Raw genomic sequence first — 23899 nt, forward strand, 5'->3', positions numbered from 1 at the left:
GTGCGCGAACGGCTCGCCCGGTGCGGTCACCAGGCGAGCCGTCGGGGCGTCAGCGCGACTGGAGCCAGCCGCCGATGCGCTGGGCGATGGCGTCGGGCGTGAGACCGAGGTCCTCGAGAATCTCACCGCGCGAGGCGTGGTCCAGGAACTGCTGGGGCACACCGAGATCGCGGGTCGGCACATCGAGTCCGGCCTCGCGCAGGCGGGCCGAGAGCGTCGCGCCGATGCCGCCGTGCAGGCCACCGTCCTCGACGGTGACCACGAGCCGGTAGTTCTCGGCCAGCTTGACCAGCGTGTCCGACACCGGGATGACCCACCGCGGATCGATCACGGTGACCGAGATCCCTTGCGGCGCGAGCAGTTCGGCGACCCGCATCGACGTCTCGGCGAACGAGCCCACCGCCACGATCAGCACGTCACCGTGCTGGGACTGGGCCGAGCCCGCGCCGGGCACCGCCAGGCGCAGCACGTCGACGCCGTCTAGCCGCTCGACGGCCGTGATGTCCTCGGCGACACTGCCTTTCGGGAAGCGCAGCACGGTCGGACCGTCGGTGACGGCCAGCGCCTCGCCCAGTTCCTCCCGCAGGGTGGCGCCGTCGCGCGGGGCGGCGACGCGGATGCCGGGGATGATGCCGAGCAGCGACAGGTCCCACATGCCGTTGTGGCTGGCGCCGTCGGGACCGGTGATGCCCGCGCGGTCGAGCACGACGGTGACCGGCTGCTTCAGCAGCGCCACATCCATCAGCAGCTGATCGAAGGCGCGGTTGAGGAAGGTGGAGTAGATCGCCACCACCGGGTGCAGGCCGCCCAGTGCCAGTCCGGCGGCCGAGGCCATCGCGTGCTGTTCGGCGATGCCGACATCGAACATGCGCTCCGGGAACCGCTCGCCGAACGCGGCCAGCCCCGTGGGACCGGGCATGGCGGCGGTGATGGCGACGATGTCCTCGCGCCGGGCCGCGTGCTCGACGAGTTCCTCGGCGAACACCGCCGTCCAGCCTTTGGCCTTCTTGCCCGCCAGCGGGCGGCCGGTGAGCGGGTCGATCGGATCGCAGGCGTGCATCTGATCGGCGACGTGGTTCTCGGCGTGCTCGTAGCCGTTGCCCTTGCGGGTCACCACGTGCACCACCACCGGACCACCGAAGTCCTTGGCGCGCCGCATCGCCGCTTCGAGCGCGACCAGGTCGTGGCCGTCGACCGGGCCGACGTACTTCATGCCCAGATCGCCGAACAGTTCCTGCGGGCTCACCGCGTCCTTGATGCCCGCCTTGAGCGCGTGCACCATCGAGTAGGCCGAATCCCCCACGGCGGGAATGCTCTTGAGAATGCGCTTGCCCGCGTCGAGCGCGTGCTCGTAGGCGGGCTGGGTGCGCAGCGCGGTGAGCCGGTCGGCCAGCCCGCCGATGGTCGGCGCGTAGGAGCGTCCGTTGTCGTTGACCACGACCACCACCGGACGATCGGGCGCGCCCGCGATGTTGTTCAGTGCCTCCCAGCACATGCCGCCGGTGAGCGCGCCGTCGCCGACGACCGCGACGACGGTGCGGTCCTGCTCGGTGAGCGCGAACGCCTTGGCGAGGCCGTCGGCGTAGGACAGCGCCGCCGAGGCGTGCGAGGACTCCACCCAGTCGTGTTCGCTCTCGGCGCGACTCGGGTAGCCCGACAGGCCGTCGCGCATGCGCAGCGAGTCGAACCGGTCCTTGCGGCCGGTGAGGATCTTGTGCACGTAGGCCTGGTGGCCGGTGTCGAAGATCAGCGGATCGGCCGGGGAATCGAAGATCCGGTGCAGGGCGATGGTCAGTTCGACCACGCCCAGGTTCGGGCCGAGATGACCACCGGTGGCGGCGACCTTGCGCACCAGGAACTCGCGGATCTCATCCGCCAGGTCGCGCAGTTGCGGCACGCTCAGCCGGCGCAGATCTTCGGGTGAATCCACCCGCGACAGCACTCCCACCTGAACTCGCTCCCTCCGGACTACAGTGTGATCCGCCCAGTGTATTTGGCCGGGCGAGCGGCTCCGGCTCGCGGCCCCTCCAGCGCCCCGCGCACCGGTGTGCCACGCTCGGCGCGCGCACCCCGGCGCATGCCCGCTGAACTGGGCGATCCGGGCGCAGCGTCGCGCCGCCACCCCTGTGAGGACTATCTCCCCGCGCGTCCCGGCCGAGGGGCCGACCGCGCGCCCTACAGTGACGCTGTGGCCGAACCCGATGCTGTCGATCCCGGTGTCGTGGCGAGCATGCTCGACGAGGTGTACGCGGCCCTGCGCGCGGACACCACCGGCGCGCCCGCCGACTACATCCCCGAACTCGCCGCGGTGCCGCCCGACTCGTTCGGCCTGTGCCTGGCCACCGCGGACGGCCTGGTCTACGAGGTCGGTGACACCACGACCGGATTCACCATCCAGTCCATCTCCAAGCCGTTCACCTACGCGCTGGCGCTGGCCGACCGCGGCCTCGACGGCGTGGCCGCGCACATCGACGTCGAGCCCTCCGGCGAGCCCTTCAACGAGATCAGCCTCGAGCCCGACACCCAGCGCCCCAGCAATCCGATGATCAACTCCGGCGCGATCACCGCGGCCTCGCTGATCGCCGGGCGCGACGCCGCCGACAAGTTCGAACGCGTCCGCCGCTGCTACTCCCGCTTCGCGGGCCGGGAGCTGACGATGGACGAGGCCGTGTACACCTCGGAGGCGCGCACCGGGTTCCGCAACCGCGCCATCGGGTACATGCTGCGGTCGGTCGGGATCATCGACGCGGACCCCGACGACGCCGTCGACCGGTACTTCCGGCAGTGCTCGATCGAGGTCACCTGCGCCGACCTGGCCGTGATGGCGGCGACACTGGCCGACAACGGGGTGAACCCGAGGACCAGGGAGCGGGCCCTGTCCGCCGCGCTCACCGAGCGGGTGCTCAGCGTGATGACGACCTGCGGCATGTACAACGCCGCCGGTGACTGGGTGACCACGGTCGGGCTGCCCGCCAAGAGCGGGGTCGGCGGCGGGATCATCGCGGTGCTGCCCGGCCAGCTGGGCATCTCGGTGTACTCGCCGCGGCTGGACAGTCACGGCAACAGCGTGCGCGGGGTCGCGGCCTGCCGCGAACTGTCGCGCCGGCTGGAACTGCATTTCTGTCACGTGACCCGGTCGGCGCGCACCGCCATCCGTGCCGAGTACACGGTGGCGCAGGTGCCGTCGCGGCTGCGACGGTCCCCCGCCGACGCCGAGGTGCTGGCGACGCACGGCGAGCGGGCCCGGGTCTACGAACTGCACGGCGACCTGCTGTTCGCGGGTGCCGAACGGGCGGTGCGCGCCATCGAGGGCAATGTCGGTGCGCTCGACGCGCTGGTGATCGATCTGCGCCGCGTCGGCGAGGTCAGCGCGGTGGCCCGCGAGATGCTCGACGCATTGCAGGCCGAACTGGTGCGGCGCGGAAGCCGGGTGGCGCTGGTCGACCCCGAGGCCAAGCTCGGGCACGAGGTGTCGAGCCTGGATCCCGACGATCCGCGCGGGCGGGTGTTCATCGACCGTGACACCGCCACCGAATGGTGCGAGGACATCGTGCTGGCCCGGCATCGCCCGGCGGGGACGACCGTGCGCACCTCGATCGACCTGGCCGAGCATCCGCTGCTGCACGGGCTGGACCCCGCCGATCGCGACCGGCTGGCGCCCGACTTCCAGACCCGCACGTTCGCGCGGGGCGAGGTGATCGCCGACCGGGGCGACCCGCGCTGCGGCCTGTTCCTGATCCTCGACGGCCGCGTCCGGGTCACCTTCCCCGGTACCGACGGGCGCGTGCACCGGCTGGTGACGCTGTCGGCCGGGATGACCTTCGGGGAGATCCCGATGCTGCTGGGCGAACCGTTCGTCAACGAGATCGTCGCCGAGACGCCGGTGCGGGTGGCGGTGATGCGCCCGGACGTGTTCGACCAACTCACCCAGGGACACCCGCAGCTCAAACTGGCGCTGCTGCAACGACTCGCCGCCGGGGCCTACGCGCAGATGGACGCGGCCGTGCGCACCATCTCCGGGAGCGCGGGCAACTACTGAGGGTGGGAACCTCGGGCCGCCCCGAGACGTTGGGCAGCACAGCATCCTTCGACCGACAGGAGTACCGCGGTGGGCAAGAAATCCTGGCAGGCGAGCACCACGATGATCGGGCACGGCACGGTCCGTGCCGTCCCGGACCTGATCCGGGTCACGCTGTCGGTGGAATCACGCGCCGACACCGTCGCCGCCGCCTACGGACGCGCCGGTGATCGGGTCGCCGCCGTGGTCACCGCCCTGCGCGCCGCCGGGGTGAGCGACGCCGACATGGCGACCAGCGGGCTGAGCGTGCGCACCGAGACCGTGTACACCGACAACGGCCGCAGCGAGATCACCGGCTATCTCGCCTCCTCGGGGCTGAGCGTGTCGCTGCGCGACGACACCGGCACCGACCCCGCCGACACGGTCGCCGCCGCGGTCGCCGCGGGCGGCGACGACGTGCGCCTCGGCGGCCTGACGCGCGGCATCGCCGATCCCGAACCCCTGCTGACGCAGGCCAGGGACGCGGCTTTCGACGACGCGAAGGCCAAGGCCGAGCAGTACGCCACCCGCGCGGGCGTCGCCCTCGGCGCGGTCGTGCAGATCACCGAGGACACCGCCACGCCGCTGCCGCGCGGCTACGACATCAGCGCGGAGATGGGCGCCCCGATGCTCATGGCCAAGGCCAGTTCGCCGGTACCCGTCGTGCCCGGCGAGACCGAGATCGGCGCGATCGTGCGGGTCACCTGGGCACTGGAGTGATTCAGCGGTCGAGCAGGGCCACGCATTCGACGTGATGGGTGGCCGGGAAGGCGTCGAAGGCGCGCAGGTCGGCGAGGTGGTAGCCGGCGTCGAGGTAGAGGCCGAGGTCGCGGGCGAAGGAGGCCGGGTCGCAGCCGATGTGGACGATGCGACGCGGGTCGGCGTCGGTGACGGCGGCGACGACCTCCTTGCCCGCGCCGGCGCGCGGCGGGTCGAGGACGACGACATCCGGGGTGCCCGAGGCCTTGCGGACCCAGCGTTCGACACGGTCGGCGCTCAGGTCCAGCCAGGGCAGGTCACGCAGGGCGGTCGTGCCGTCGGCGACCGCCGAGCGAGCCGATTCGACCGCCGCCACCGCGCCGGTCTGGCCGGTCTGCTCGGCCAGGCGCGCGGCGAACACGCCGACACCGCTGTAGAGATCCCAGCCGCGACCACCGGGCGTCAGCCCGGACCACTCGGCGACGAGGTCCGAATAGCGTTGCGCCGCACCGCGATGCGCCTGCCAGAAGCCGGTCGCGGCCAGTTCCCAGCGGCGCCCGGCGACGTACTCCACCGCCCGCCCCGAACCGGCGAGCACCCATTCCTCACGGGGCGCGTTGGTGGCCGACTTGCGCGCGGCCGCCCGATCGCGGACGGCGCCGCGGTCGTCGCCGACCGGACCGCGCCGCCCCGCCGGGCGATGGCCACGGCCACGGCCTGCGCCGCGCGGGGTTCCCGGCCTGCCGCCGGCCTGCGCGGTATCCGGTACGGCGGCCAGCTCCACGATGTGGCGAACACCGTCACCGTCGACCGCGACGACCAGGTCGGAACCGGGCGTCCAGCGCCGATCGGCGACACCGTCGAGCGCGCCGGCCACGGGCTGCGGGCAGCGCAGGTCAGGGATCACGGCGGTGCTGCGGAACCGGTGCACCCCGGCGCGTCCGTCACCGTCGACGACCAGCCGCACCCGCGTGCGCCAGCCGCCGGTCTCGGCGGCGTCGCCGATCGGTTCCACCGACACCTCACGCTCCACCCCGGCCAGCCTGCGCAGCTGCTCGGCCACCACGGTCGCCTTCAAGGCGCGCTGCGCGGCGGGCGTGGCGAAGGCGAAGTCACAGCAGCCCGCACCGCCCGGCCCGGAGACCGGGCAGGTCGCGGGCACCCGATCCGCGGACGCCTCGATGACCTCGACGGCGTCGGCCCGGCAGAACGAGCCGCCACGGTCCTCGGTGACCCGGGCGCGCACCAGCTCGCCGGGCAGTCCGTGCCGCACGAACACGACCCGGCCCTCGTGGCGGCCGACACAGAAGCCCCCGTGCCCTGGCGGCCCGAGCCGGATCTCGAATTCCTGTCCGCGCCAATCGCTCATCGCCGACGTCCCGGTTGGTCGAACCCGCGCCGCACCGAGCCGGGCGCGTTCACGTCGGCCACCTGCTTGGCCCGCGTCGAAGAACTCAGCTGCCACGGCACACTGGTCACCATCACACCCGGCTCGAACAGCAGCCTGCCCTTGAGCCGCAGCGCCGACTGGTTGTGCAGGACCTGCTCCCACCAGTGGCCGACCACGTATTCGGGGATGAACACGGTGACGACGTCGCGCGGGGCGTCCTTGCGCACCCGCTTGACGTATTCGAGCACCGGCTTGGTGATCTCGCGGTACGGCGACTCGACCACCTTCAGCGGCACGTTGATCTCGCTGTTCTCCCACTCGCGCACCAGCTTGCGGGTGTCGGCGTCGTCGACGTTGACGGTGATCGCCTCGAGGGTGTCCGGCCGGGTCGCGCGGGCGTAGGCCAGGGCGCGGCGGGTCGGCAGGTGCAGTTTGGAGACCAGCACGATGGAGTGGGTTCTGCTGGGCAGCACACCATCCCACTCGGATTCCTCCAGCTCGCGCGAGACCGAGTCGTAGTGCCTGCGGATGAGCTTCATCACGATGAAGATCGCCACCATCGTGATGATCGCGATGTAGGCGCCCGCGAAGAACTTGGTGACCAGCACGATGACGAGCACGGCGCCGGTGGCGGTGAGACCGATCGCGTTGATCACCCGCGAGCGCTTCATCTTCGACCGCTGCGCCGGATCGGTCTCGGTGCGCAGCAGGCGCGTCCAGTGCCGCAGCATGCCGGTCTGGCTCAGCACGAACGAGACGAACACGCCGACGATGTAGAGCTGGATGAGCTTGGTCACCTCGGCGCCGAACAGCACCACGAACGCGATGGCCGCGCCGGACAGGAACAGGATGCCGTTGGAGAAGGCCAGCCGGTCGCCGCGGGTGTGCAGCTGACGCGGCAGATACCGATCCTGCGCGAGGATCGAGCCGAGGACGGGGAACCCGTTGAAGGCGGTGTTGGCGGCCAGCACCAGGATCAGCGCGGTGACGATGGTGATGAAGAAGAAGCCGATCGGGAAACCGTGGAAGACGGTCTCGGCGATCTGCGCGATCAGCGTCTTCTGGTGATAGTCCGCGGGCGCGCCGACCAGATTCGACGGGTCGTGGGCGTAGACCACGCCGATCTTCTGCGCGAGGATGATGATGCCCATGAGCAGCACGATCGCGATGCTGCCCAGCAGCAACAGCGTGGTCGCGGCATTGCGGGACTTCGGTTTACGGAAGGCGGGCACCCCGTTGCTGATCGCCTCGACACCGGTCAGCGCCGCGCAGCCGGAGGAGAAGGCCCTGGCGATGAGGAAGGCGAAGGCCAGCCCGTAGAGGTGCTCGTCCTCGGCCTCCAGCCCGAATCCGGCCGAGACCGCCTGGATGTCGTCCCCGAGCACATACGTGCGGAACAGGCCCCAGCCGAGCATCACGACCATGCCGAAGATGAAGGCGTAGGTCGGAATGGCGAAGGCCTTCCCCGACTCGCGCACACCGCGCAGGTTGATGGCGGTGAGCACCGCGATGGCCACCACCGCGAACAGCACCTTGTGGGTGGCGACGAACGGGATCGCCGAGCCGATGTTGGAGGCCGCCGAGGAGATCGACACCGCCACCGTGAGCACGTAGTCGACCAGGAGCGCGCTGCCCACCGTCAGTCCCGCGTTGGGACCGAGGTTCTTCGTCGCGACCTCGTAGTCACCGCCGCCGGACGGATAGGCGTGCACGTTCTGCCGGTAGCTGGCGACCACGACCGCCATCACGAACGCCACGGCCAGCCCGACCCACGGGGCGTACAGGTAGGCGGAGATGCCCGCCGCGGAGAGAACCAGGAAGATCTCCTCGGGCGCGTACGCCACGGAGGACATCGCGTCGGAGGCGAACACCGGCAGCGCGATCCGCTTGGGCAGCAGGGTATGACCCAGCGAATCGCTGCGGAACGGCCTGCCGAGCAGCAATCGCTTGGCTGCCGTCGTCAACTTGGACACCGGGCTGAGCATAGAGCAGTTCATCGGCCGGTTCGCGCCCACGTTCGACGCACCGGCGCGGGTGTCGTGATTGTTTGTGCGGCCCCGGCGAGGGGAAAATGGCCGAGGGGACATCCGGCGGGTACGGTCCATGCCGGGATGCCACGGCCAGGAACGAGGGTGCACGGTGTACGTAGTGATCATGGGGTGCGGACGAGTGGGCTCGTCGCTGGCGCGCGCCCTGGTCCGGGTCGGCCACGAGGTCACGGTGATCGACCGCGATCCCAGCGCGTTCCGCCGGTTGGGTGAGGGTTTCACCGGGCAGGAAGTGGTCGGCGTCGGATTCGACCGGGATGTGTTGACCCGCGCCGGAATCGAGCGCGCCGACGCCTTCGCCGCGGTGTCCTCCGGGGACAACTCCAACATCATCTCGGCCAGGGTGGCCAGGGAGATGTTCGGCGTCGAGCGCGTGGTGGCCCGGATCTACGACGCCAAACGCGCCGAGGTGTACGAGCGGCTCGGCATCCCGACCATCGCGACCGTGCCGTGGACCACCGACCGGTTCCTGCGCAGCCTCATCGGCGACAACTCGACCACCACCTGGCGCGATCCGACGGGCGCGGTGGCGATCACCCAGCTCACCCTGCACGAGGACTGGTCCGGGCGCACGGTCCGGGACCTGGAGCGCGAACTCGGGGTGCGGGTGGCGTTCGTGCTGCGCTTCGGCCGGGGCCTGCTGCCCGAGGCCAAGACCATCGTGCAGGCCGAGGACGTGGTGTACGTCGCGGCGACATCGGGCAGTGTCGGTGAGACGGTCGCGCTGGCCGCCAAGCCCCCGGCTAGCGAGGACTGATCGAGATGAAGGTTGCCATCGCCGGAGCGGGCGCCGTCGGGCGCTCGATCGCCAGGGAACTGCTGCGGGGCGGGCATCGGGTGATGCTGCTCGAGCGTCAGCTCGATCACATCGATCCCGCGGCCATCCCGGACGCGGTCTGGGTGCACGCCGACGCCTGCGAGCTGTCGCTGCTGGAGAACGCCGAACTCGAGACCTACGAGGTGGTCATCGCGGCCACCGGCGACGACAAGGCCAATCTGGTGCACAGCCTGCTCGCCAAGACCGAGTTCGGTGTGCGCCGGGTGGTCGCGCGCGTCAACGATCCGCGCAACGAATGGCTCTTCGACGAGTCCTGGGGCGTCGACGTGGCGGTCTCGACGCCGCGGCTGCTGGCCTCCCTGGTCGAGGAAGCCGTGTCGGTGGGCGATCTGGTGCGGCTGATGACGCTGCGGCAGGGCCAGGCCAATCTGGTGGAGATCACCCTGCCCGCCGACACCCAGCTCGCGGGCAAACCCGTGCGCACACTGTCGATGCCGCGCGATACCGCCCTGGTGACGATCCTGCGCGGCGGCCGGGTGATCGTGCCGCAGCCCGACGACCCGTTCGAGGGCGAGGACGAGCTGCTGTTCGTCACCTCGGTGGAGGCCGAGGAAGACCTGCGCCTGACCCTGGCCACGCACGGGATCAAGCCGTAGCTCAGGCGGCCTTCAGCTGTGCGCGCAACTTGTTCAGCGCACGGTGCTGCATCACCCGCACGACGCCGGGGCTGGTGCCGATGGCCTCGGCGGTCTGCGCCGCGCTCCAGCCGAGCACGATCCGCATGACCAGCACTTCGCGATGGTTCGGGGCCAGCCCGGACATCAGCTCGTGGGTGGCCGCGCGCCGTTCCATGGCCAGCGCCCAGTCCTCCGGTCCCGCGGCGCCGGAGGCGGTCTCGGGCACGTCGGCCACCGGGTAGGCGGTGTGCTTGGCGCGGCGGAACGCGTCGGAGACCTTGTTGGCGGCGATGCCGTAGACGAACGCCAGGAACGACTTCCCCTGGTCGCGGTAGCGCGGGATCGCGCTGACCGTGGCCATCAGCACTTCCTGGGTGACATCGTCGGCGGTGACGGTCAGATGGCCGGTGGCGCCCATCCTGGACGAGCAGTACCGCCGTACCAGCGGGTGCACCAGGCGCACGATCTCGGCGATGGCCTCGCGATCACCGGCCGCGGCGGGCGCGATGAGGGCGTCGAGTTCGGCCCCGATGCGCTTGCTCTCCGACAGCACGGCGGCGGTCGTGTTCTTCGATGCGCCGCGGGGGCGATGCTCGGTAGCCATCATGGTCGCCGGTCCTCTCACGATCACTGCGATTTCTCCTACGCATTGATCGTGCGACGATCCGGACCTGGCTACCAGACACCCCAGGGTGGGTACTTCCCCACCTCCGGCGCCCCCGCGCGCACCCTTCAGGCGCGCGCCGAATCCGTTCGGGCAGCGGCGGAATCACTCTTCTCGACGGGCAGGTGACCGGCGCGGCGCACCGCCCAGACGGTGATCACCAGGGCGACCGCCGTCAGCGGCCAGCCCATGCCGATCCTGGCCACCGCCAGCCAGGTGGTGTGGTCGGTGTCGTAGAGCTGGGACTGGACCAGGTAGCGCGCGCCGAACACGACCACCCACACGATGGTGGCCAGGTCGTAGAGCTTGCGGATGCGCTTGTCGGCCCGCCAGCCCGTACCGTGCCCGTTGAGCGCGCCCCAGATCACCCCCACCAGCGGCCACCGGAACAGGATCGACAACGCGAACACGCCCGCGTACACGAGGCTGGTGTAGATGCCGAACAGGAAGAACCCCTTGGCCTCCCCCATCCGGTAGGCGATGAACGCGCAGACGCCGACCCCGAGGAAGCCGGAGATCGCGGGCTGCACGGGGCTGCGGCGGTACAGCCGCCACACGAGCACGCCCGCGGCCACCCCCAAAGCGGCCCAGATGGCCGCCGTGAGCCCCGCGACGGTGTTCACGGGCACGAACACCAGCACGGGCAGGGTGGAGTAGATCAGGCCGCTGAAGCCGCCCATCTGCTCGAGCAGGGTCTGCTCGGTGCGGGCCACCTCACCGTCGACGGCGGGATCTACCGGGTCGGCCGGGATGCCGGTCGCCACGGGGAGCACCACCGTGGGTTCGGAGTCCGCGGCGGGGTGGTACTCGTCGCTGGTGGGCATACGTCAGCTGTTCCCGCGCAATTCGTAGTAGGGGTTGAAGATCACCTTGCGGCCGTCGCGGTCACCCACGCGTCCGCGGACCATGATGCGCCGGCCCGGTTCGATCCCGGGGATGCGCCTGCGCCCGATCCAGACGAGCGTGATGGCGTCGGTGCCGTCGAAGAACTCGGCCTGCACCGTGGCACCGGCCGCCTTCGGACAGGCCTCGACACTGCGGAGCCTGCCGAGGATGGTGGCCTCCTCGCCGCGACAACAGTCGGCGGCGCGCCGGGCGCCGGAGGCGTCGGCGGTCTCCGCCAGTTCCTCGGCGTCGAGCTGATCGATGTCGGCGGTCAGACGGCGACCGAGTCGACGAAAATATCCCGAGTCCGGACCCGATCCCGACTTGCGTCCGCCCGTGGATGACGACATGGCACGCTTCTCCCGCTAGTTGGCCGTACACCGCCACTGTAGTTGGGCAAACACCTCGGCCGCTACGCTCGGTCCGTGATGTGCACCCCACCCCAGGTCACCGTGGTCGCCCTGCCCGGAACCGGCTCCGATGCCGATTTCGCCGCACGGGCTTTCGGTCCCGCGGCGGCCGCCGCCGGTCTGTCGTTCCAGGCCGTCGAGCCGGATCCGCGGGCCGTGATCGCGAGCTGTACCGCGGCTTTGGACGCCGCGGCGGCACGCGGTCCGGTCCTGGCCGCAGGCATTTCACTCGGTGCCGCGATCGCGCTCGACTGGGCTGCCGAGAGCCGCACCGCGGTGGTCGGTGTCATCACAGCATTACCCGCGTGGACCGGCGCCGAAACCGCCGACTGCCCAGCGGCGTCGAGCGCCTCGGTTACCGCCGGGCAATTGCGCGCCGACGGCCTGGAGGCGGTGATCGCCCGCATGCGCGCCTCGAGCCCGCCCTGGCTGGCCGACGCGCTCACCCAGTCCTGGCGCGGGCAGTGGCCACACCTGCCCGACGCGCTCGAGGAGGCGGCGGCCTACGCCTGGCCGACGACCGACCTGCTGGCGCGCGTCGAGGTGCCGGTGGCGGTCGTCGGCGCGAGTGACGACCCGGTGCACCCGATCGCGGTGGCCGAGCAGTGGGCGGCCACGCTGCCGCAGGCGCGCTTGCACAAGGTGACCCTGGCCGAACTCGGCGCGGATCCGGCGGTGCTGGGCCGGGCCGGGTTCGCCGAACTCGCCGCGGCCGGCGCCGCCTGGTAGACGGAACCGGCCGCGTGCGGCCCTAGTTCAGGCCGAGCTGCTGCATGGCCGAGCCGTCGGCGCCGCGACGCGGCTCGTCGGGCAGTTTCGGCGGCAGCGCCGAGGTGGGCGCCGCCTGCGCGGCCGCGGCCTGCGCGGCGATGGCCTGCTGCTGCGCCTGGACCTGCTGCTGGTGGGCGGCCGCGAGCTGCTCGGCCAGTTCCTGGGGCAACACCACCGGCAGCGGGTCACGCACCGGCAGCGGCTCGGAGCCCCGGCGCACCACGGCGTCGGCGAGGACCGCGCGGGCCGCGGTGATCAGCGGGCTCCGATCGTCGACGGCGCCCGAGGGGCCCGCCGCGACGAGCCGGATCATCCAACGCGGACCGTCGACACCGATGAAACGCAGATCGGCACCCTCGGTGATGGCCTTGACCTCGCGACCCCACGGCCCCTTCTCCACCGCGACGCTCGCGCCGTCGGCGCGCAGCGACTCGGCCAGATCGGCGGCCACGGTGCGCCACTGCCCGGCCGACTTCGGCGCGGCGTAGGCGGAGACGGTGAGCCTGCCGTGCTCGGTGGCCAGGTGCACCGCCTGCGGGGTGCCGTCCGGGCTCATCTCCACCTGGAGCTGACCGCCCGGCGGCAGCGGGATGACCACGGAGCCGAGGTCGAGCCGCTGCGCGATGACCTCGTCGGAGACCTCGCTGATGTCGTAGGGACCGGCGGCGGCGTCGGGCTGATGATCGAAGTTGCCGTAGATCCGCTCGTCGGTGGGCGCGTCGTCGAAGTCGAGGCGAGCGAAGTCGGGGCGCGGGAACTCGTCGGTGTCGTACTCGTCCTCGTCGTAGCCGTCGAGCTCGTCGTAGCCCTCGGCGTCGTCGTAGCGGGGCTCGTCGTAGTCGACGACCTCCTCGTCGTGACGCCGCTTCTTCTTGCCGAACAGACCCATTACGCCTCCTCGCCGGCCAGGCTCGCGTGCCCGCCGCTCGACCCGTAGCCACCGGTTCCGCGCGCGGTGTCGTCGAGATCGTCGACCTCGGCGAAGTCGACCAGCTCCACCCGCTGCACCAGCAGCTGGGCGATCCGGTCGCCACGGCGCAGTTCGATCGCCGTGCGCGGGTCGTGGTTGATCAGGCACACCTTGATCTCGCCGCGATAGCCCGCGTCGACCGTGCCCGGGGTGTTCACCACCGACAGACCGGCCTTCGCGGCCAGCCCGGACCGGGGATGGATCAATCCGACGGTCCCCACGGGCAGCGCGATCGCGATCCCGGTGCCGACCAGCACCCGCTCGCCCGGTTCGATGATCACGTCCTCGGTGGTACAGAGATCGACGCCCGCGTCGCCTTCATGGGCGCGCGTCGGCACAGGGATGCCGGGATCGAGCCGCCGCAGCGGAATCGGTGCAAGTGCGTTCACATCGGTCGAGCCTACGCGCTCGAGGGGCCGACCTTGCGGTCACCGCCCCGGCTCGGTGGCCTACTCTGGACACGTGCCCGACCAGCCCCGTTCGACGACCACCGACACCACCGACACCGACCACCACGAGCCGGTGACACACGCCCCCTCGCCCTACCGCGAGCGGCTGTGGGTGCCGCTGTGGTGGTGGCCGATCGGCTTCGCCATCGCGGGCCTGCTGGCCGCCGAGATCCACATGGGCGCGCCCGGCCTGCGCGCGTGGCTGCCCTATGTGCTGCTGGCGCCGGTACCGGTCTGGATCCTGCTGTGGATGAGCAGGCATCGGCTGGAGGTCACCGTCACGCCCGACGGTGCCGCGGAACTGCGCGTCGACCGCGCCCACCTGCCGGTGAGCTTCGTCGCGCGCGCGGCCGCCGTCGCACCGACGGCCAAGAGCGCGGCGCTGGGGCGTCAGCTCGACCCCGCCGCGTATGTCCAGCATCGCGCCTGGATCGGGCCGATGGCGCTGCTGGTGCTCGACGACCCGGACGACCCGACGCCGTACTGGTTGATCAGTACGCGCAGGCCCGAACGGGTCCTGGCCGCGCTCGGACTCCCGAGCGCGGGCTGACCCTCGTCTCTTCTCGTTATGCCGCGCAGTCCATGCAGATCAGCTGGCCGCCCTTCTCGCTGGCCAGGCGGCTGCGATGGTGCACGAGGAAGCAGCTCGAACAGGTGAACTCGTCCGCCTGCTTCGGGATCACCCGAACGCTGAGTACTTCCTCGGACAGGTCCGCGCCGGGAAGCTCGAACGATTCCGCCGTATCGGACTCGTCGATGTCCACGACGGCGGACTGCGCCTCGTTGCGGCGGGCCTTCAGCTCCTCGAGCGAATCCTCCGACACTTCGTCGGATTCGGTGCGCCGCGGTGCGTCATAGTCGGTTGCCATGTCGTCTTCCCCTCAGTCCTTACTCCGTATATCCCGGATCGGTTCGCCGACCGAGATCCCCGTAGGGATTCGGCCTTCGTCCCGCCCCGCCGGTGGTGCACCTCACACGTACACCGACTCGCCTATCAGGGTCGATCGGCGAAGATCTACTCCGACAGCGTTCGGTTAACGCAGGACATGCCCTGGTTGTTCCCGCGACCGTGCACCGTTTCACCGGTGTTTATTCGATCTGGGCGGCCAGACAATAGCGGACCTACGGACAAATGTCGCAATCAAATCCCGGCCGAGTCGAAACCGACGACGAATCTTCACCTGGCGGGAAACTCGCCGAGACCTCCGGCGCGGGCGCGTGGCCGCCGAACTCGTAGAGTGAGCGCGTGGTTTCACTGATCACCGAAGGCAGCGCGACCGATCGCGACGGCAACCCCTATCCGCGGCGGCGGCCCGAGCTCTGGCTCGCGCTCGTCCTCGTGCTGGCTCTGGTGAGCCTGTTCGTCTGGATCACGGCGTTTCGCACGCATGACGACAGCAACGAGCCGATGGCCTGCAACGCGCCGAGCACCCCGACGGCCACCAACGCGGCCCAGCCCGCGCCGCTGGGCACCCGGGTGGGTCCGAGCCGCCTCGACGACGTCGACCCGGCGGCCCTGTCGGAGTCCAAGGTGCGCGTGTTCAACGCCAACGGCAAGAGCGGGCAGGCGGGCAACATCGCCACCGCGCTGGGCGACCTCGGCTTCGCGAGCGCGCCGGGGACACAAGTCGGTAACGATCCGGTCTACGTCAACGGTGACCTCAACTGCACCGGCCAGATCCGCTTCGGCGTGAACGGCAGGCCGGCCGCGGCCTCGGTGCAGCTGGCCGCGCCGTGCGCCGAGCTGATCGAAGATCCGCGCACCGACGACAGCGTCGACCTGGTCCTCGGCCTCGGCTTCGGCGAGTCGCTGCGCCCCGGCGCCGACGCGGAGGCCGTGCTGCGGGCCCTGAAGAATCTCGCGCCGGGGGCGAGCTCGTCCTCGATCGATCCCGACCTGCTCGAGGCCGCCCGCACCGTCCAGTGCTGACGGCCCGCCGGCTCAGTCGGGCAGCGCGGCGGTCGCGCCGACCCGCGTCAGCAGCCCGGACAGGTCGGCGGCCACACCGGGCGCCGCCACGACCGTCAGCTCCCCGGCGGCACCACCCACGGTGACGTCGGGGACCCGCACCACCGCGCCCGCCTCGGCGGCGATCAGCGCGCCCGCCGCCCAGTCCCAGGCATTGAGGCCGTGTTCGTAATAGCCGTCGAGTTCGCCCGCCGCGACGTGGCACAGGTCCATCGCGGCCGCGCCGAGCCGACGGATGTCGCGGATCTCCGGCAGGATCGCCGCGAGCAGTTCGGCCTGCTTCGCGCGGCGCGCGGGGCCGTAGGCGAACCCGGTCGCGATCAGCGCCACCGCGAGCGAATCCTCGCGCGCGCAGCGCAGCCTGGTGCGGGTGCCGTCGGCGCGCACGGCGTGGGCGCCGCCGCCGAGCGCGGCGCTGTAGGTCGTCGCGGCGGCCACGTCGACGACCGCGCCCGCCACCGGCCTGCCGTCGCGCACCGCGGCCACCGACACGGCGTAGCCGGGCAGCCCGTAGAGGAAGTTGACGGTGCCGTCGATCGGGTCGACGACCCACGTGACGGCCCCCGCCGCGCTCGCGCCGACATCACCACCGCCCTCCTCTCCGAGGATCGGGTCGGCGGGCCTGCGCTCGGCGAGCAGCGCGCGGATGAGCTGTTCGGACTCGGTGTCGACGACGGTGACCGGATCGGTGACGTGCCCCTTGGTCGCGACGGCGCCCGCGGCGGGACCGTCCGCGGCGAACACCTCCGGTCTGCGGGCACGCACGTGCGCGGCCGCGGCTTCGGCGAGTTCCACGGCGAGCGAACGCAATTCGTCGTGATCGGCGGCGACGGTGGGGGCGATGGTCTCGGAGCTCGTGTGTTCGGGCACTACTCCATGCCATCACATGCCGGGTCGGCTCGCCCGGAACGTGACACCCGCTACTCTTTGTCAGGCACATCGACCGGACCAGCGAGGGGTTGAACCATGTCTGCTCGAGGGCACGCCTTCGGCATCGATATCGGCGGTAGCGGCGTCAAAGGCGCGCAGGTGGATCTGGCCACCGGCCTGCTGACCCACGACCGGATCAAGATCGCCACACCGCAGCCGTCGACCCCGGACGCCGTCGCGGGCGCGGTCGCCGAACTGGTCGCGCAGGCGGGCTGGGACGGCCCGGTCGGCCTGACCATGCCCTGCGTGGTCCTCGACGGCCACGCCAGGACCGCCGCCAACATCGATCCGGGCTGGATCGGCACCGACGCGCGGGCCCTGTTCGCCAAGGCGCTGGGCGGGCGCGAGGTGACGGTGCTCAACGACGCCGACGCCGCGGGCCTTGCCGAGGACACCTACGGCGCCGCCCGCGACCTCGACGGCCTCACCCTGCTGCTCACCTTCGGCACCGGTATCGGCTCGGCGCTGCTCTACAACGGCACCCTGGTGCCGAACTCCGAGCTGGGGCATCTGGTGGTCGACGGCGCCGAGGCCGAGCACCTGGCCGCCGCCTCGGTGAAGGACCGCGAACAGCTGAGCTACCCGCAGTGGGCGCAGCGCGTGAGCACGGTCCTGCGCCACCTCGAGGACCTGTTCTGGCCGAAGGTGATCGTCGCGGGCGGCGGTATCAGCCGGGACCACGAGCAGTGGATTCCGTTGCTCACCAACCGAACTCCGGTGATTCCGGCCGTTCTGAAGAACACCGCGGGTATCGTCGGCGCGGCGATGGCCATCGACGGTGGCATCGCACCGTAGCCCGGCGCGCGGGGCGACGCAACGCCTCGGTGGCATCGTGCCATGAGTACCCTGGTTGGATCGTTACAATGGAACACGTCCGGCGGTGAGCCGGTGAAACCTTCCGGCCGCAGCCGGTCGCCCGCCGACCGACGCACCGCCGGTGCAACCCGACCGACCGCTCCGCCGGAAAATCACTCTGGCGTGACGCCGCACGAGACCGTCACGAAAGGGCGTACGTGGTAGCCACGAATACCCGTCAGACCGCCGACTCGGCCGACGCCGACGCCGACGCCACCACCCCGGCCAAGAAGGCTCCGGCCAAGAAGGCCGCCGCCAAGAAGGCCCCGGCGAAGAAGGCCGCTGCCAAGAAGGCTCCGGCGAAGAAGGCTGCCGCCAAGAAAGCTCCGGCCAAGAAGACCGCCGCCAAGAAGGCGACCGCGGCCGAGGGTGGCGCCGAGCAGCTCGACGACGAGTCGATCGAACTCGACGATCTCGGCGATCTCGAGGTCTCCGAGGACGAACTCACCGACGGCGACGCGCTCGTCGAAGAGGTCGCCGAGGACACCGCCGAGGAAGCCGAGACCGAGGAACCGTCCGAGAAGGACAAGGCCTCCGGCGATTTCGTGTGGGACGAGGAGGAGTCCGAGGCGCTGCGGCAGGCCCGCAAGGACGCCGAGCTCACCGCCTCCGCCGACTCGGTGCGCGCCTACCTCAAGCAGATCGGCAAGGTCGCGCTGCTCAACGCGGAAGAGGAGGTCGAACTCGCCAAGCGGATCGAGGCCGGCCTGTTCGCCGCGGAGAAGATGCGCGAGTTCGCCGAGGCGGGCGAGAAGCTCTCGGTCACCACCCGCCGCGACTTCAACTGGATCGTGCGCGACGGCAACCGGGCCAAGAACCATCTGCTCGAGGCCAACCTGCGCCTTGTCGTCTCGCTGGCCAAGCGCTACACCGGCCGCGGCATGGCGTTCCTGGACCTGATCCAGGAGGGCAACCTGGGTCTGATCCGCGCGGTCGAGAAGTTCGACTACACCAAGGGCTACAAGTTCTCGACCTACGCGACGTGGTGGATCCGGCAGGCCATCACCCGCGCCATGGCCGATCAGGCCCGCACCATCCGCATCCCGGTGCACATGGTCGAGGTCATCAACAAGCTCGGCCGCATCCAGCGCGAGCTGCTCCAGGACCTGGGCCGTGAGCCCACGCCGGAGGAGCTGGCCAAGGAAATGGACATCACGCCGGAGAAGGTCCTCGAGATCCAGCAGTACGCGCGTGAGCCGATCTCGCTGGACCAGACCATCGGCGACGAGGGCGACAGCCAGCTCGGTGACTTCATCGAGGACTCCGAGGCCGTCGTCGCGGTCGACGCGGTGAGCTTCACCCTGCTGCAGGATCAGCTGCAGTCGGTGCTGGAGACCCTGTCCGAGCGCGAGGCGGGCGTGGTCCGGCTGCGCTTCGGCCTGACCGACGGTCAGCCGCGCACCCTCGACGAGATCGGCCAGGTCTACGGCGTCACGCGTGAGCGCATCCGGCAGATCGAGTCGAAGACGATGAGCAAGCTGCGCCACCCGAGCCGCTCGCAGGTCCTGCGCGACTACCTCGACTAGCGCCCAGCGCGCGAGGCCCGGTTCCATCCTCGGATGGGACCGGGCCTCTTTTTGTTTCCGAATGAGAATGCCGAGCGGTTGGTATTCCCAATAAACCGGACGCGGTAACCGTTTCGTGATCAAACCCACACCGGCGAATCGCACTGCGAACACTCCGAATTCACGATCCGGCCCGTATCGTCGGGCACCAAGCTTTTCGTTCTACCGCCGCCCGGCTGCGGTATTCGGCATTGAGGGTTTCGCGGCGTGCTCGACATCTATCACTTCAGCTACGGCTGGATCACCCCTGTTCTCGCCTATTTCATGTCCGTCACGGGCTGCCTGCTGGGTCTGCAGTGCGCCGCTCGCGGCCGCAACGCGGTCGAGGGCCGCGTCGGCTGGCTGATCGGCGCCGCGATCGCGATCGGCGGAACCGGCATCTGGGTCATGCATTTCATCGCGATGCTCGGATTCACCATCCGCGGCAGCGAGATCCGCTATGACATCCCGCTCACGCTCTTCAGCGCGATCACCGCGATGGTGGTCGTCGGGATCGGGCTGTTCATGGTCAACAAGCCACAGCCCACGCTGCGTTCGCTGCTGGGCGGCGGCACGATCACCGGCCTCGGCGTCGGCACCATGCACTACTCCGGCATGTACGCGATGAAGTCGACGGCGACGGTGACCTACGACGCCGGCCTGGTCACGCTGTCGATGGTGATCGCGGTCGTGGCCTCGATCGTGGCACTCTGGTTCACCCTGCGCGTCAAGGGTTTTCTGGCGACCGTGGGCGCGGCGATCATCATGGGTGTCGCCGTCACCGGCATGCACTACACCGGCATGGCCGCCATGCACGCCCACGCCAACCACCATGCCGCGCCGCCCTCGGGATCGGGCGCGATGGATCTGCTGGCGCCGCTGATCGGGGTGAGCAGCATCGTCACCATGCTGGTGCTGATCAGCGTGAGCCTCACCGAGATCGAGAACGAGGAGGCGCTGCCGCGGATGTGGCTCACCTCCCGGCATCAGCCGAAGCCGCGCACCCGGTCGCCCCAGCCGGCGCCCCCGGCCGCCGCGCCGATGGTGGCCCCGACGATGCCTGCGCCGATGCCCGCTCAGCAACCGGCGCACGGAGCGCCGATGCCCGTTCCGCTCCCGGGCGAGCGGGTCGAGTACCGCACCGAGCAGCTGGCCTACGAGGGTGTCGGCGCCTGGCCGCGCCGCATCGTCGACTGATCAGTTCGCCGCCAGACCCGTTCGGCCCCTGCCGAACTCGACGACGGGCTCGACGATCCTGGCCGCGATGGGCCCGAGAATCGCCATCAGCAGGACATAGGCCGAGGCGAGGGCGGCCAGCCGCGCGTCGGCCTTGCCGTAGGCGACCGCGAGACCGGCGATGACGATGGAGAATTCGCCACGCGCCACCAGCGCGGCGCCCGCCCTGGCCCGCCCCATCCGCCGGATCCCCTGCCTGCTCGCCGCCCACCAGCCGACGGCGATCTTGGTGCCGGTGGTGACCACGGCCAGCGCCACCGCCCAGCCGAACACCGGCGGCACGGCGGCCGGATCGATGGACAGGCCGAAGGCGACGAAGAAGATCGCGGCGAACAGATCGCGCAGCGGTTCCAGCAGCCGGGCCGCCTCGTGCGCGGTGGACCCGGAGATCGCGATCCCGAGCAGGAACGCGCCGACCGCGGCCGAGACGTTGAGTGCCGAGGCGACCCCGGCCACCAGCAGAGCCGCGCCGAGCAACTGCAGCAGGAACACCTCGCGGTCGGCACTGTCGACCACCGCGGAGACGAACCTGCCGAAGCGCAAGGCCACGATCAGCACCGCCGAGATCGTGGCCAGCGCGATCGCCAGCGACACCAGGCCGCTGAGCAGGCTCAGCCCGGCCAGCATCATCGTCAGGATCGGCAGGTACACCGCCATCGCCAGATCCTCGAACACCAGGATCGACAGCACCACGGGGGTCTCGCGGTTACCGAGGCGGCCCAGGTCGTCGAGCACCTTCGCGACGATCCCCGACGACGAGATGTAGGTGACGCCGCCGAGCACCACGGCCCCGACCGCACCCCAGCCGAGGATCAGGGCCACCGCGGCGCCGGGCAGCGCGTTGGCGACCAGGTCGAGCACGCCCGCCGCCCACGACCGCCGCAGGCCGGTCATCAGCTCGGGCGCGGTGTACTCGAGTCCGAGCAGCAACAGCAGCAGGACGACCCCGATCTCCCCGGCCAGGTGCCCGAACTCGGTGGCCACCTCGAGTTCGAAGAACCCGCCGCGCCCGAACGCCAGTCCGCCCAGCAGGTACAGCGGGATCGGCGACATCCCGAACCGGCCGGCCACTCGCGCGCAGATCCCGAGCGCGAACAAGATCACGCCGAGTTCGAGCAGAGCGAGCGCCTGCGAGGTCACGGCGGTCAGCCGTGCGTGAGGATCTTCGCGGCCGCGTCCAGGCCGTCCGGGGTGCCGACGACCACGAGCAGATCACCCTCGGTGAAGGTGAAGTCCGGGCCGGGCGACGGGTGCAGCTGACCGGCGCGCATCACCGCGACGATCGAGGTCTTGGTGCGGGTGCGCATGGCGGTCTCGCCCAGGGTGCGGCCCGCGTAGGGGGAATCGTCGAGGACGGCGAGCTGGCGGGTGGTGATCCCGGGCAGATCGCGATGGTCGTCGTTGAGCTTGGCGACCAGTTGCGGCGCGCCGAGCAGGTTCGCCAGCACCGACGCCTCGTCGGTCGAGAGCGGGATCTGGGCGGCGATCGCGTCCGGGTCGTCGGATTTGGACACGATCAGGTCGATATCGCCGTCGCGGTGGGCCACCACGCCGACGCGGCGGCCCGACCTGACTTCGAAATCCTTGCGCACTCCGATCCCCGGTAGCGCTGTGACGTCGACGTTCACCCTGCCCAGGGTAGTCCCGCCGGGTCGCCCGATTGTGGTCTACGCCACGTCGCCACGCCGAGGCGTGGTGAACTCACCGTCGGGTCCCGGCGGGTACGGCACGGCCGTGAGCACCGCGGCGACCGGGAGCGGACCGTACAGATGCGGGAACAGCATCGACGCGGGATCGCTCGGCACGCCCGGCTCCCATTTCACCTCGCCGGTGAACCGGGCGGGGTCGAGCCACAGCACCATCATGTCGGTACGGCCGGCGTAGAGCCGGTTGGCAGGCAGGTGGACCTGGGCCGGAGTCGACAGGTGGACGAAACCGCTCTCGGTCAGCGACGGCGGCCTGCGTTCCCCGGCCGCGCGGGCCTGCTCCCATTCTTGGGAAGAACACAGATGAACAAGCGTGTGGGTGTCGGATATCACGGGTAATCTCCCGGTAGACAACAGGTTCGGACGACGAAGACCCTGTCACAAGATCGCGCGTAACGAGCAACACCGCAGCGAGCGATCACTCCCATGAGTGACAGGAGCGACTAGGAGGTGGGACAGACGGCGCCACGGGTGATCGGCGAGTGCTCGAGACGGTGACCAGCGACTGTTCGCTTTCCGCGAAACCGCAGGTCGTGTTATCGAAAACACAAAGATTCACTTCCGGGAACAAAGCCTGAACCCCGATCGTCTGACAAAGTAGTCGTACCACTGCTGGGAAGTAGCGGACGCGAGCCACGTGGAGTGACCACGGGGCCCACACCTAGGCGAACGGCCACGCAGCGCCGGGAGCCGGGACGGAGGAGTCATGCCAGGAACCCTGACCAGCACCCCACTGACCGCGGTCGATCGTTGCGATCGTTGCGGGGCGGCTGCCCGAGTGCGTGCCGTTCTTCCCGCGGGTGGCGAGTTGCTCTTCTGCCAGCACCACGCGAATGAACACATGGACCGTTTGCGCGAGCTCGAAGCCGTGATCGACACGGAATCAGCGCCCGCTCTCTGACCACTCCTCGCGTCCGAAACAACAACATCTGACAACAGAACATCCCGACAGCGGGCGACCGGATTCCGGCGCCCGCTGTTCGCGTGTCCGGGGTCAGCGGGCGTCGGCCAGGATGCCGTCGACGAGGGTGGCCACACCGTAGGCGAAGGCGCCGTCGGGATCGGCCGGTGCCTGATAGTGCTCACCGGCGGCGGTACCGACCCGCCCGGCCAGCGGAAAGTCCTCGGCGGGCATCACCCGCGCCAGCAGCGGTCCGTGGACCTGCCACCAGTCGGCATCGCTGAGCTGGGTGGCCGCGCCGACCGCCGCCACGGCCAGACGCGCGTTGCCGGTGGCGAAGTCGGTGAGCACGGCGATGGCCCGGTCCATGGCGAGGTCGGACAGCCCGGTGTCCTCGATGGCGCGCAGCTGGTTCTCGAAGCGGCGCATCCTGGCCGGGCCGAGCACCTGCCGCCACGGCGAGACCTCGAGCAACCACGGATGCGCGAGCAGCTCGGCGCGGACCCGCGTGGCGATCGCGATCATCCGATCCCGGACCGGCAGGGTAGCCGGGATCGGCGGGTCGTCGGCGGCGACGGCGTCGACCATGAGCACGATCAGTGCCTCCTTGCTGGGCACATACGTGTAGAGGCTCATCGCGCGCAGGCCGAGTTCGGCGGCGACCGCGCGGATGGTCAACTTCTCGATGCCGTCTCGGTCGGCGAGGGCGATGCCCGCGGCGACAACGGTGTCGACCGAGAGCGCGGGTTTCGGGCCACGCGTGCCGGGCTTGGCGGGTAGTGCGTGCCGCCACAGCAGCTCGACGATCCGGGTGGCCTGGGCGGTGGGGCTCTCCTCGCCGTGGGTGGGCACCGGCTCCGTCCTTTCTGGCGCTCGGGAACAAACTCAGTACAGTGTACGTTGTTCGGTTGTTCGTGTTGCCCGTTCAGAGGAGAACGCCCTGCCCGCCACTCAGGCCAC

Annotated in this window: 25 protein-coding genes; 11 read left to right on the forward strand and 14 right to left on the reverse strand. The window is 70.4% G+C overall.

Annotated elements, in window-relative coordinates:
- Nucleotides 1-49: 49 nt before the first annotated feature.
- The gene (gene dxs, locus QH270_RS29440) at nt 50-1948 is read right to left on the reverse strand and encodes a 1-deoxy-D-xylulose-5-phosphate synthase (RefSeq protein WP_280347467.1); all 1899 of its coding nucleotides are present in this window, start codon (nt 1946-1948) and stop codon (nt 50-52) included.
- Between the two features lie 282 nt (nt 1949-2230).
- Here dxs and glsA point away from each other — a divergent pair, with 282 nt between their 5' ends.
- Nucleotides 2231-4039, forward strand: a complete 1809-nt coding sequence (glsA, locus tag QH270_RS29445) for a glutaminase A (RefSeq protein ID WP_280347558.1) — start codon at nt 2231-2233, stop codon at nt 4037-4039.
- Between the two features lie 69 nt (nt 4040-4108).
- Nucleotides 4109-4777: an SIMPL domain-containing protein gene (locus QH270_RS29450; protein WP_280347468.1), complete on the forward strand. Its 669-nt coding sequence runs from the start codon at nt 4109-4111 to the stop codon at nt 4775-4777.
- A 1-nt stretch (nt 4778) separates the two neighbouring features.
- Here QH270_RS29450 and QH270_RS29455 read toward each other — a convergent pair whose 3' ends face one another.
- Nucleotides 4779-6125: a class I SAM-dependent RNA methyltransferase gene (locus QH270_RS29455; protein ID WP_280347469.1), complete on the reverse strand. Its 1347-nt coding sequence runs from the start codon at nt 6123-6125 to the stop codon at nt 4779-4781.
- Complete coding sequence (locus QH270_RS29460; RefSeq protein ID WP_280347470.1) at nt 6122-8119, reverse strand: APC family permease; 1998 nt, start codon at nt 8117-8119, stop codon at nt 6122-6124. Before QH270_RS29460 ends, QH270_RS29455 begins: the two co-directional genes overlap by 4 nt.
- A gap of 166 nt (nt 8120-8285) precedes the next feature.
- Between QH270_RS29460 and QH270_RS29465 the strand changes: the two genes are divergently transcribed.
- Nucleotides 8286-8951: a potassium channel family protein gene (locus QH270_RS29465; protein WP_280347471.1), complete on the forward strand. Its 666-nt coding sequence runs from the start codon at nt 8286-8288 to the stop codon at nt 8949-8951.
- A gap of 5 nt (nt 8952-8956) precedes the next feature.
- A complete protein-coding gene (locus QH270_RS29470) occupies nt 8957-9628 on the forward strand; it encodes a potassium channel family protein (RefSeq protein ID WP_280347473.1) in 672 nt (223 codons plus the stop codon).
- Nucleotide 9629: 1 nt separating this feature from the next.
- Here QH270_RS29470 and shbA read toward each other — a convergent pair whose 3' ends face one another.
- From shbA to QH270_RS29485, 3 genes are all read right to left on the reverse strand, one after another.
- Nucleotides 9630-10253, reverse strand: a complete 624-nt coding sequence (gene shbA, locus QH270_RS29475; protein ID WP_280347560.1) for an RNA polymerase sigma factor ShbA — start codon at nt 10251-10253, stop codon at nt 9630-9632.
- A 128-nt stretch (nt 10254-10381) separates the two neighbouring features.
- Complete coding sequence (locus QH270_RS29480) at nt 10382-11137, reverse strand: DUF3159 domain-containing protein (RefSeq protein ID WP_432420448.1); 756 nt, start codon at nt 11135-11137, stop codon at nt 10382-10384.
- 3 nt (nt 11138-11140) lie between these two features.
- Complete coding sequence (locus QH270_RS29485; protein WP_280347475.1) at nt 11141-11548, reverse strand: OB-fold nucleic acid binding domain-containing protein; 408 nt, start codon at nt 11546-11548, stop codon at nt 11141-11143.
- Nucleotides 11549-11626: 78 nt separating this feature from the next.
- On the opposite strand from QH270_RS29485, the gene QH270_RS29490 reads away from it, so the two are divergent.
- Nucleotides 11627-12337 (forward strand): alpha/beta fold hydrolase, encoded by a 711-nt coding sequence (locus QH270_RS29490; protein WP_280347477.1) that lies wholly within the window; start codon nt 11627-11629, stop codon nt 12335-12337.
- 22 nt (nt 12338-12359) lie between these two features.
- Here the strand turns inward: QH270_RS29490 and QH270_RS29495 are convergent, their stop codons facing one another.
- Nucleotides 12360-13262 (reverse strand): DUF3710 domain-containing protein, encoded by a 903-nt coding sequence (locus QH270_RS29495; protein ID WP_432420449.1) that lies wholly within the window; start codon nt 13260-13262, stop codon nt 12360-12362.
- 5 nt (nt 13263-13267) lie between these two features.
- A complete protein-coding gene (gene dut / locus QH270_RS29500; protein WP_280347481.1) occupies nt 13268-13738 on the reverse strand; it encodes a dUTP diphosphatase in 471 nt (156 codons plus the stop codon).
- A gap of 133 nt (nt 13739-13871) precedes the next feature.
- Between dut and QH270_RS29505 the strand changes: the two genes are divergently transcribed.
- The gene (locus tag QH270_RS29505) at nt 13872-14348 is read left to right on the forward strand and encodes a DUF3093 domain-containing protein (protein WP_280347564.1); all 477 of its coding nucleotides are present in this window, start codon (nt 13872-13874) and stop codon (nt 14346-14348) included.
- Nucleotides 14349-14364: 16 nt separating this feature from the next.
- On the opposite strand, the gene QH270_RS29510 is transcribed toward QH270_RS29505, so the two are convergent.
- Nucleotides 14365-14667 carry a DUF4193 domain-containing protein gene (locus tag QH270_RS29510; protein WP_110035695.1) on the reverse strand — a complete coding sequence of 101 codons (303 nt, stop codon included), beginning with the start codon at nt 14665-14667 and terminating at the stop codon, nt 14365-14367.
- A 377-nt stretch (nt 14668-15044) separates the two neighbouring features.
- Between QH270_RS29510 and cei the strand changes: the two genes are divergently transcribed.
- Entirely contained in the window at nt 15045-15728 is a 684-nt protein-coding gene (gene cei / locus QH270_RS29515; RefSeq protein WP_280347483.1) for an envelope integrity protein Cei, read from the forward strand.
- A gap of 12 nt (nt 15729-15740) precedes the next feature.
- On the opposite strand, the gene QH270_RS29520 is transcribed toward cei, so the two are convergent.
- Nucleotides 15741-16637, reverse strand: coding sequence for an inositol monophosphatase family protein (locus tag QH270_RS29520; protein ID WP_280347484.1), 897 nt, complete (start codon nt 16635-16637; stop codon nt 15741-15743).
- Nucleotides 16638-16733: 96 nt separating this feature from the next.
- On the opposite strand from QH270_RS29520, the gene ppgK reads away from it, so the two are divergent.
- The 3 genes from ppgK to QH270_RS29535 all read left to right on the forward strand — a co-directional run bounded on the left by ppgK (nt 16734) and on the right by QH270_RS29535 (nt 20293).
- A complete protein-coding gene (ppgK, locus tag QH270_RS29525) occupies nt 16734-17492 on the forward strand; it encodes a polyphosphate--glucose phosphotransferase (RefSeq protein WP_280347485.1) in 759 nt (252 codons plus the stop codon).
- Between the two features lie 218 nt (nt 17493-17710).
- Nucleotides 17711-19078, forward strand: a complete 1368-nt coding sequence (locus tag QH270_RS29530) for an RNA polymerase sigma factor (protein WP_110035698.1) — start codon at nt 17711-17713, stop codon at nt 19076-19078.
- Nucleotides 19079-19324: 246 nt separating this feature from the next.
- Complete coding sequence (locus QH270_RS29535; RefSeq protein WP_280347486.1) at nt 19325-20293, forward strand: MHYT domain-containing protein; 969 nt, start codon at nt 19325-19327, stop codon at nt 20291-20293.
- Here QH270_RS29535 and QH270_RS29540 read toward each other — a convergent pair whose 3' ends face one another.
- From QH270_RS29540 to QH270_RS29550, 3 genes are read right to left on the reverse strand one after another with little or no spacing between them, the layout of a single operon-like run.
- Nucleotides 20294-21472 carry a cation:proton antiporter gene (locus tag QH270_RS29540; protein ID WP_280347487.1) on the reverse strand — a complete coding sequence of 393 codons (1179 nt, stop codon included), beginning with the start codon at nt 21470-21472 and terminating at the stop codon, nt 20294-20296.
- A gap of 5 nt (nt 21473-21477) precedes the next feature.
- Entirely contained in the window at nt 21478-21960 is a 483-nt protein-coding gene (locus QH270_RS29545; RefSeq protein WP_110035701.1) for a cation:proton antiporter regulatory subunit, read from the reverse strand.
- Nucleotides 21961-21999: 39 nt separating this feature from the next.
- The gene (locus tag QH270_RS29550; RefSeq protein ID WP_280347489.1) at nt 22000-22371 is read right to left on the reverse strand and encodes a DUF952 domain-containing protein; all 372 of its coding nucleotides are present in this window, start codon (nt 22369-22371) and stop codon (nt 22000-22002) included.
- A gap of 373 nt (nt 22372-22744) precedes the next feature.
- Between QH270_RS29550 and QH270_RS29555 the strand changes: the two genes are divergently transcribed.
- Nucleotides 22745-22939, forward strand: coding sequence for a DUF7455 domain-containing protein (locus tag QH270_RS29555; RefSeq protein ID WP_029903635.1), 195 nt, complete (start codon nt 22745-22747; stop codon nt 22937-22939).
- 93 nt (nt 22940-23032) lie between these two features.
- Here the strand turns inward: QH270_RS29555 and QH270_RS29560 are convergent, their stop codons facing one another.
- On the reverse strand, nt 23033-23791 hold the full coding sequence (locus QH270_RS29560) for a TetR/AcrR family transcriptional regulator (protein WP_280347491.1): 759 nt from the start codon (nt 23789-23791) through the stop codon (nt 23033-23035).
- Nucleotides 23792-23899 lie beyond the last annotated feature (108 nt).

The sequence above is a fragment of the Nocardia neocaledoniensis genome (assembly GCF_029868625.1).
GTDB lineage: Bacteria > Actinomycetota > Actinomycetes > Mycobacteriales > Mycobacteriaceae > Nocardia > Nocardia neocaledoniensis_A.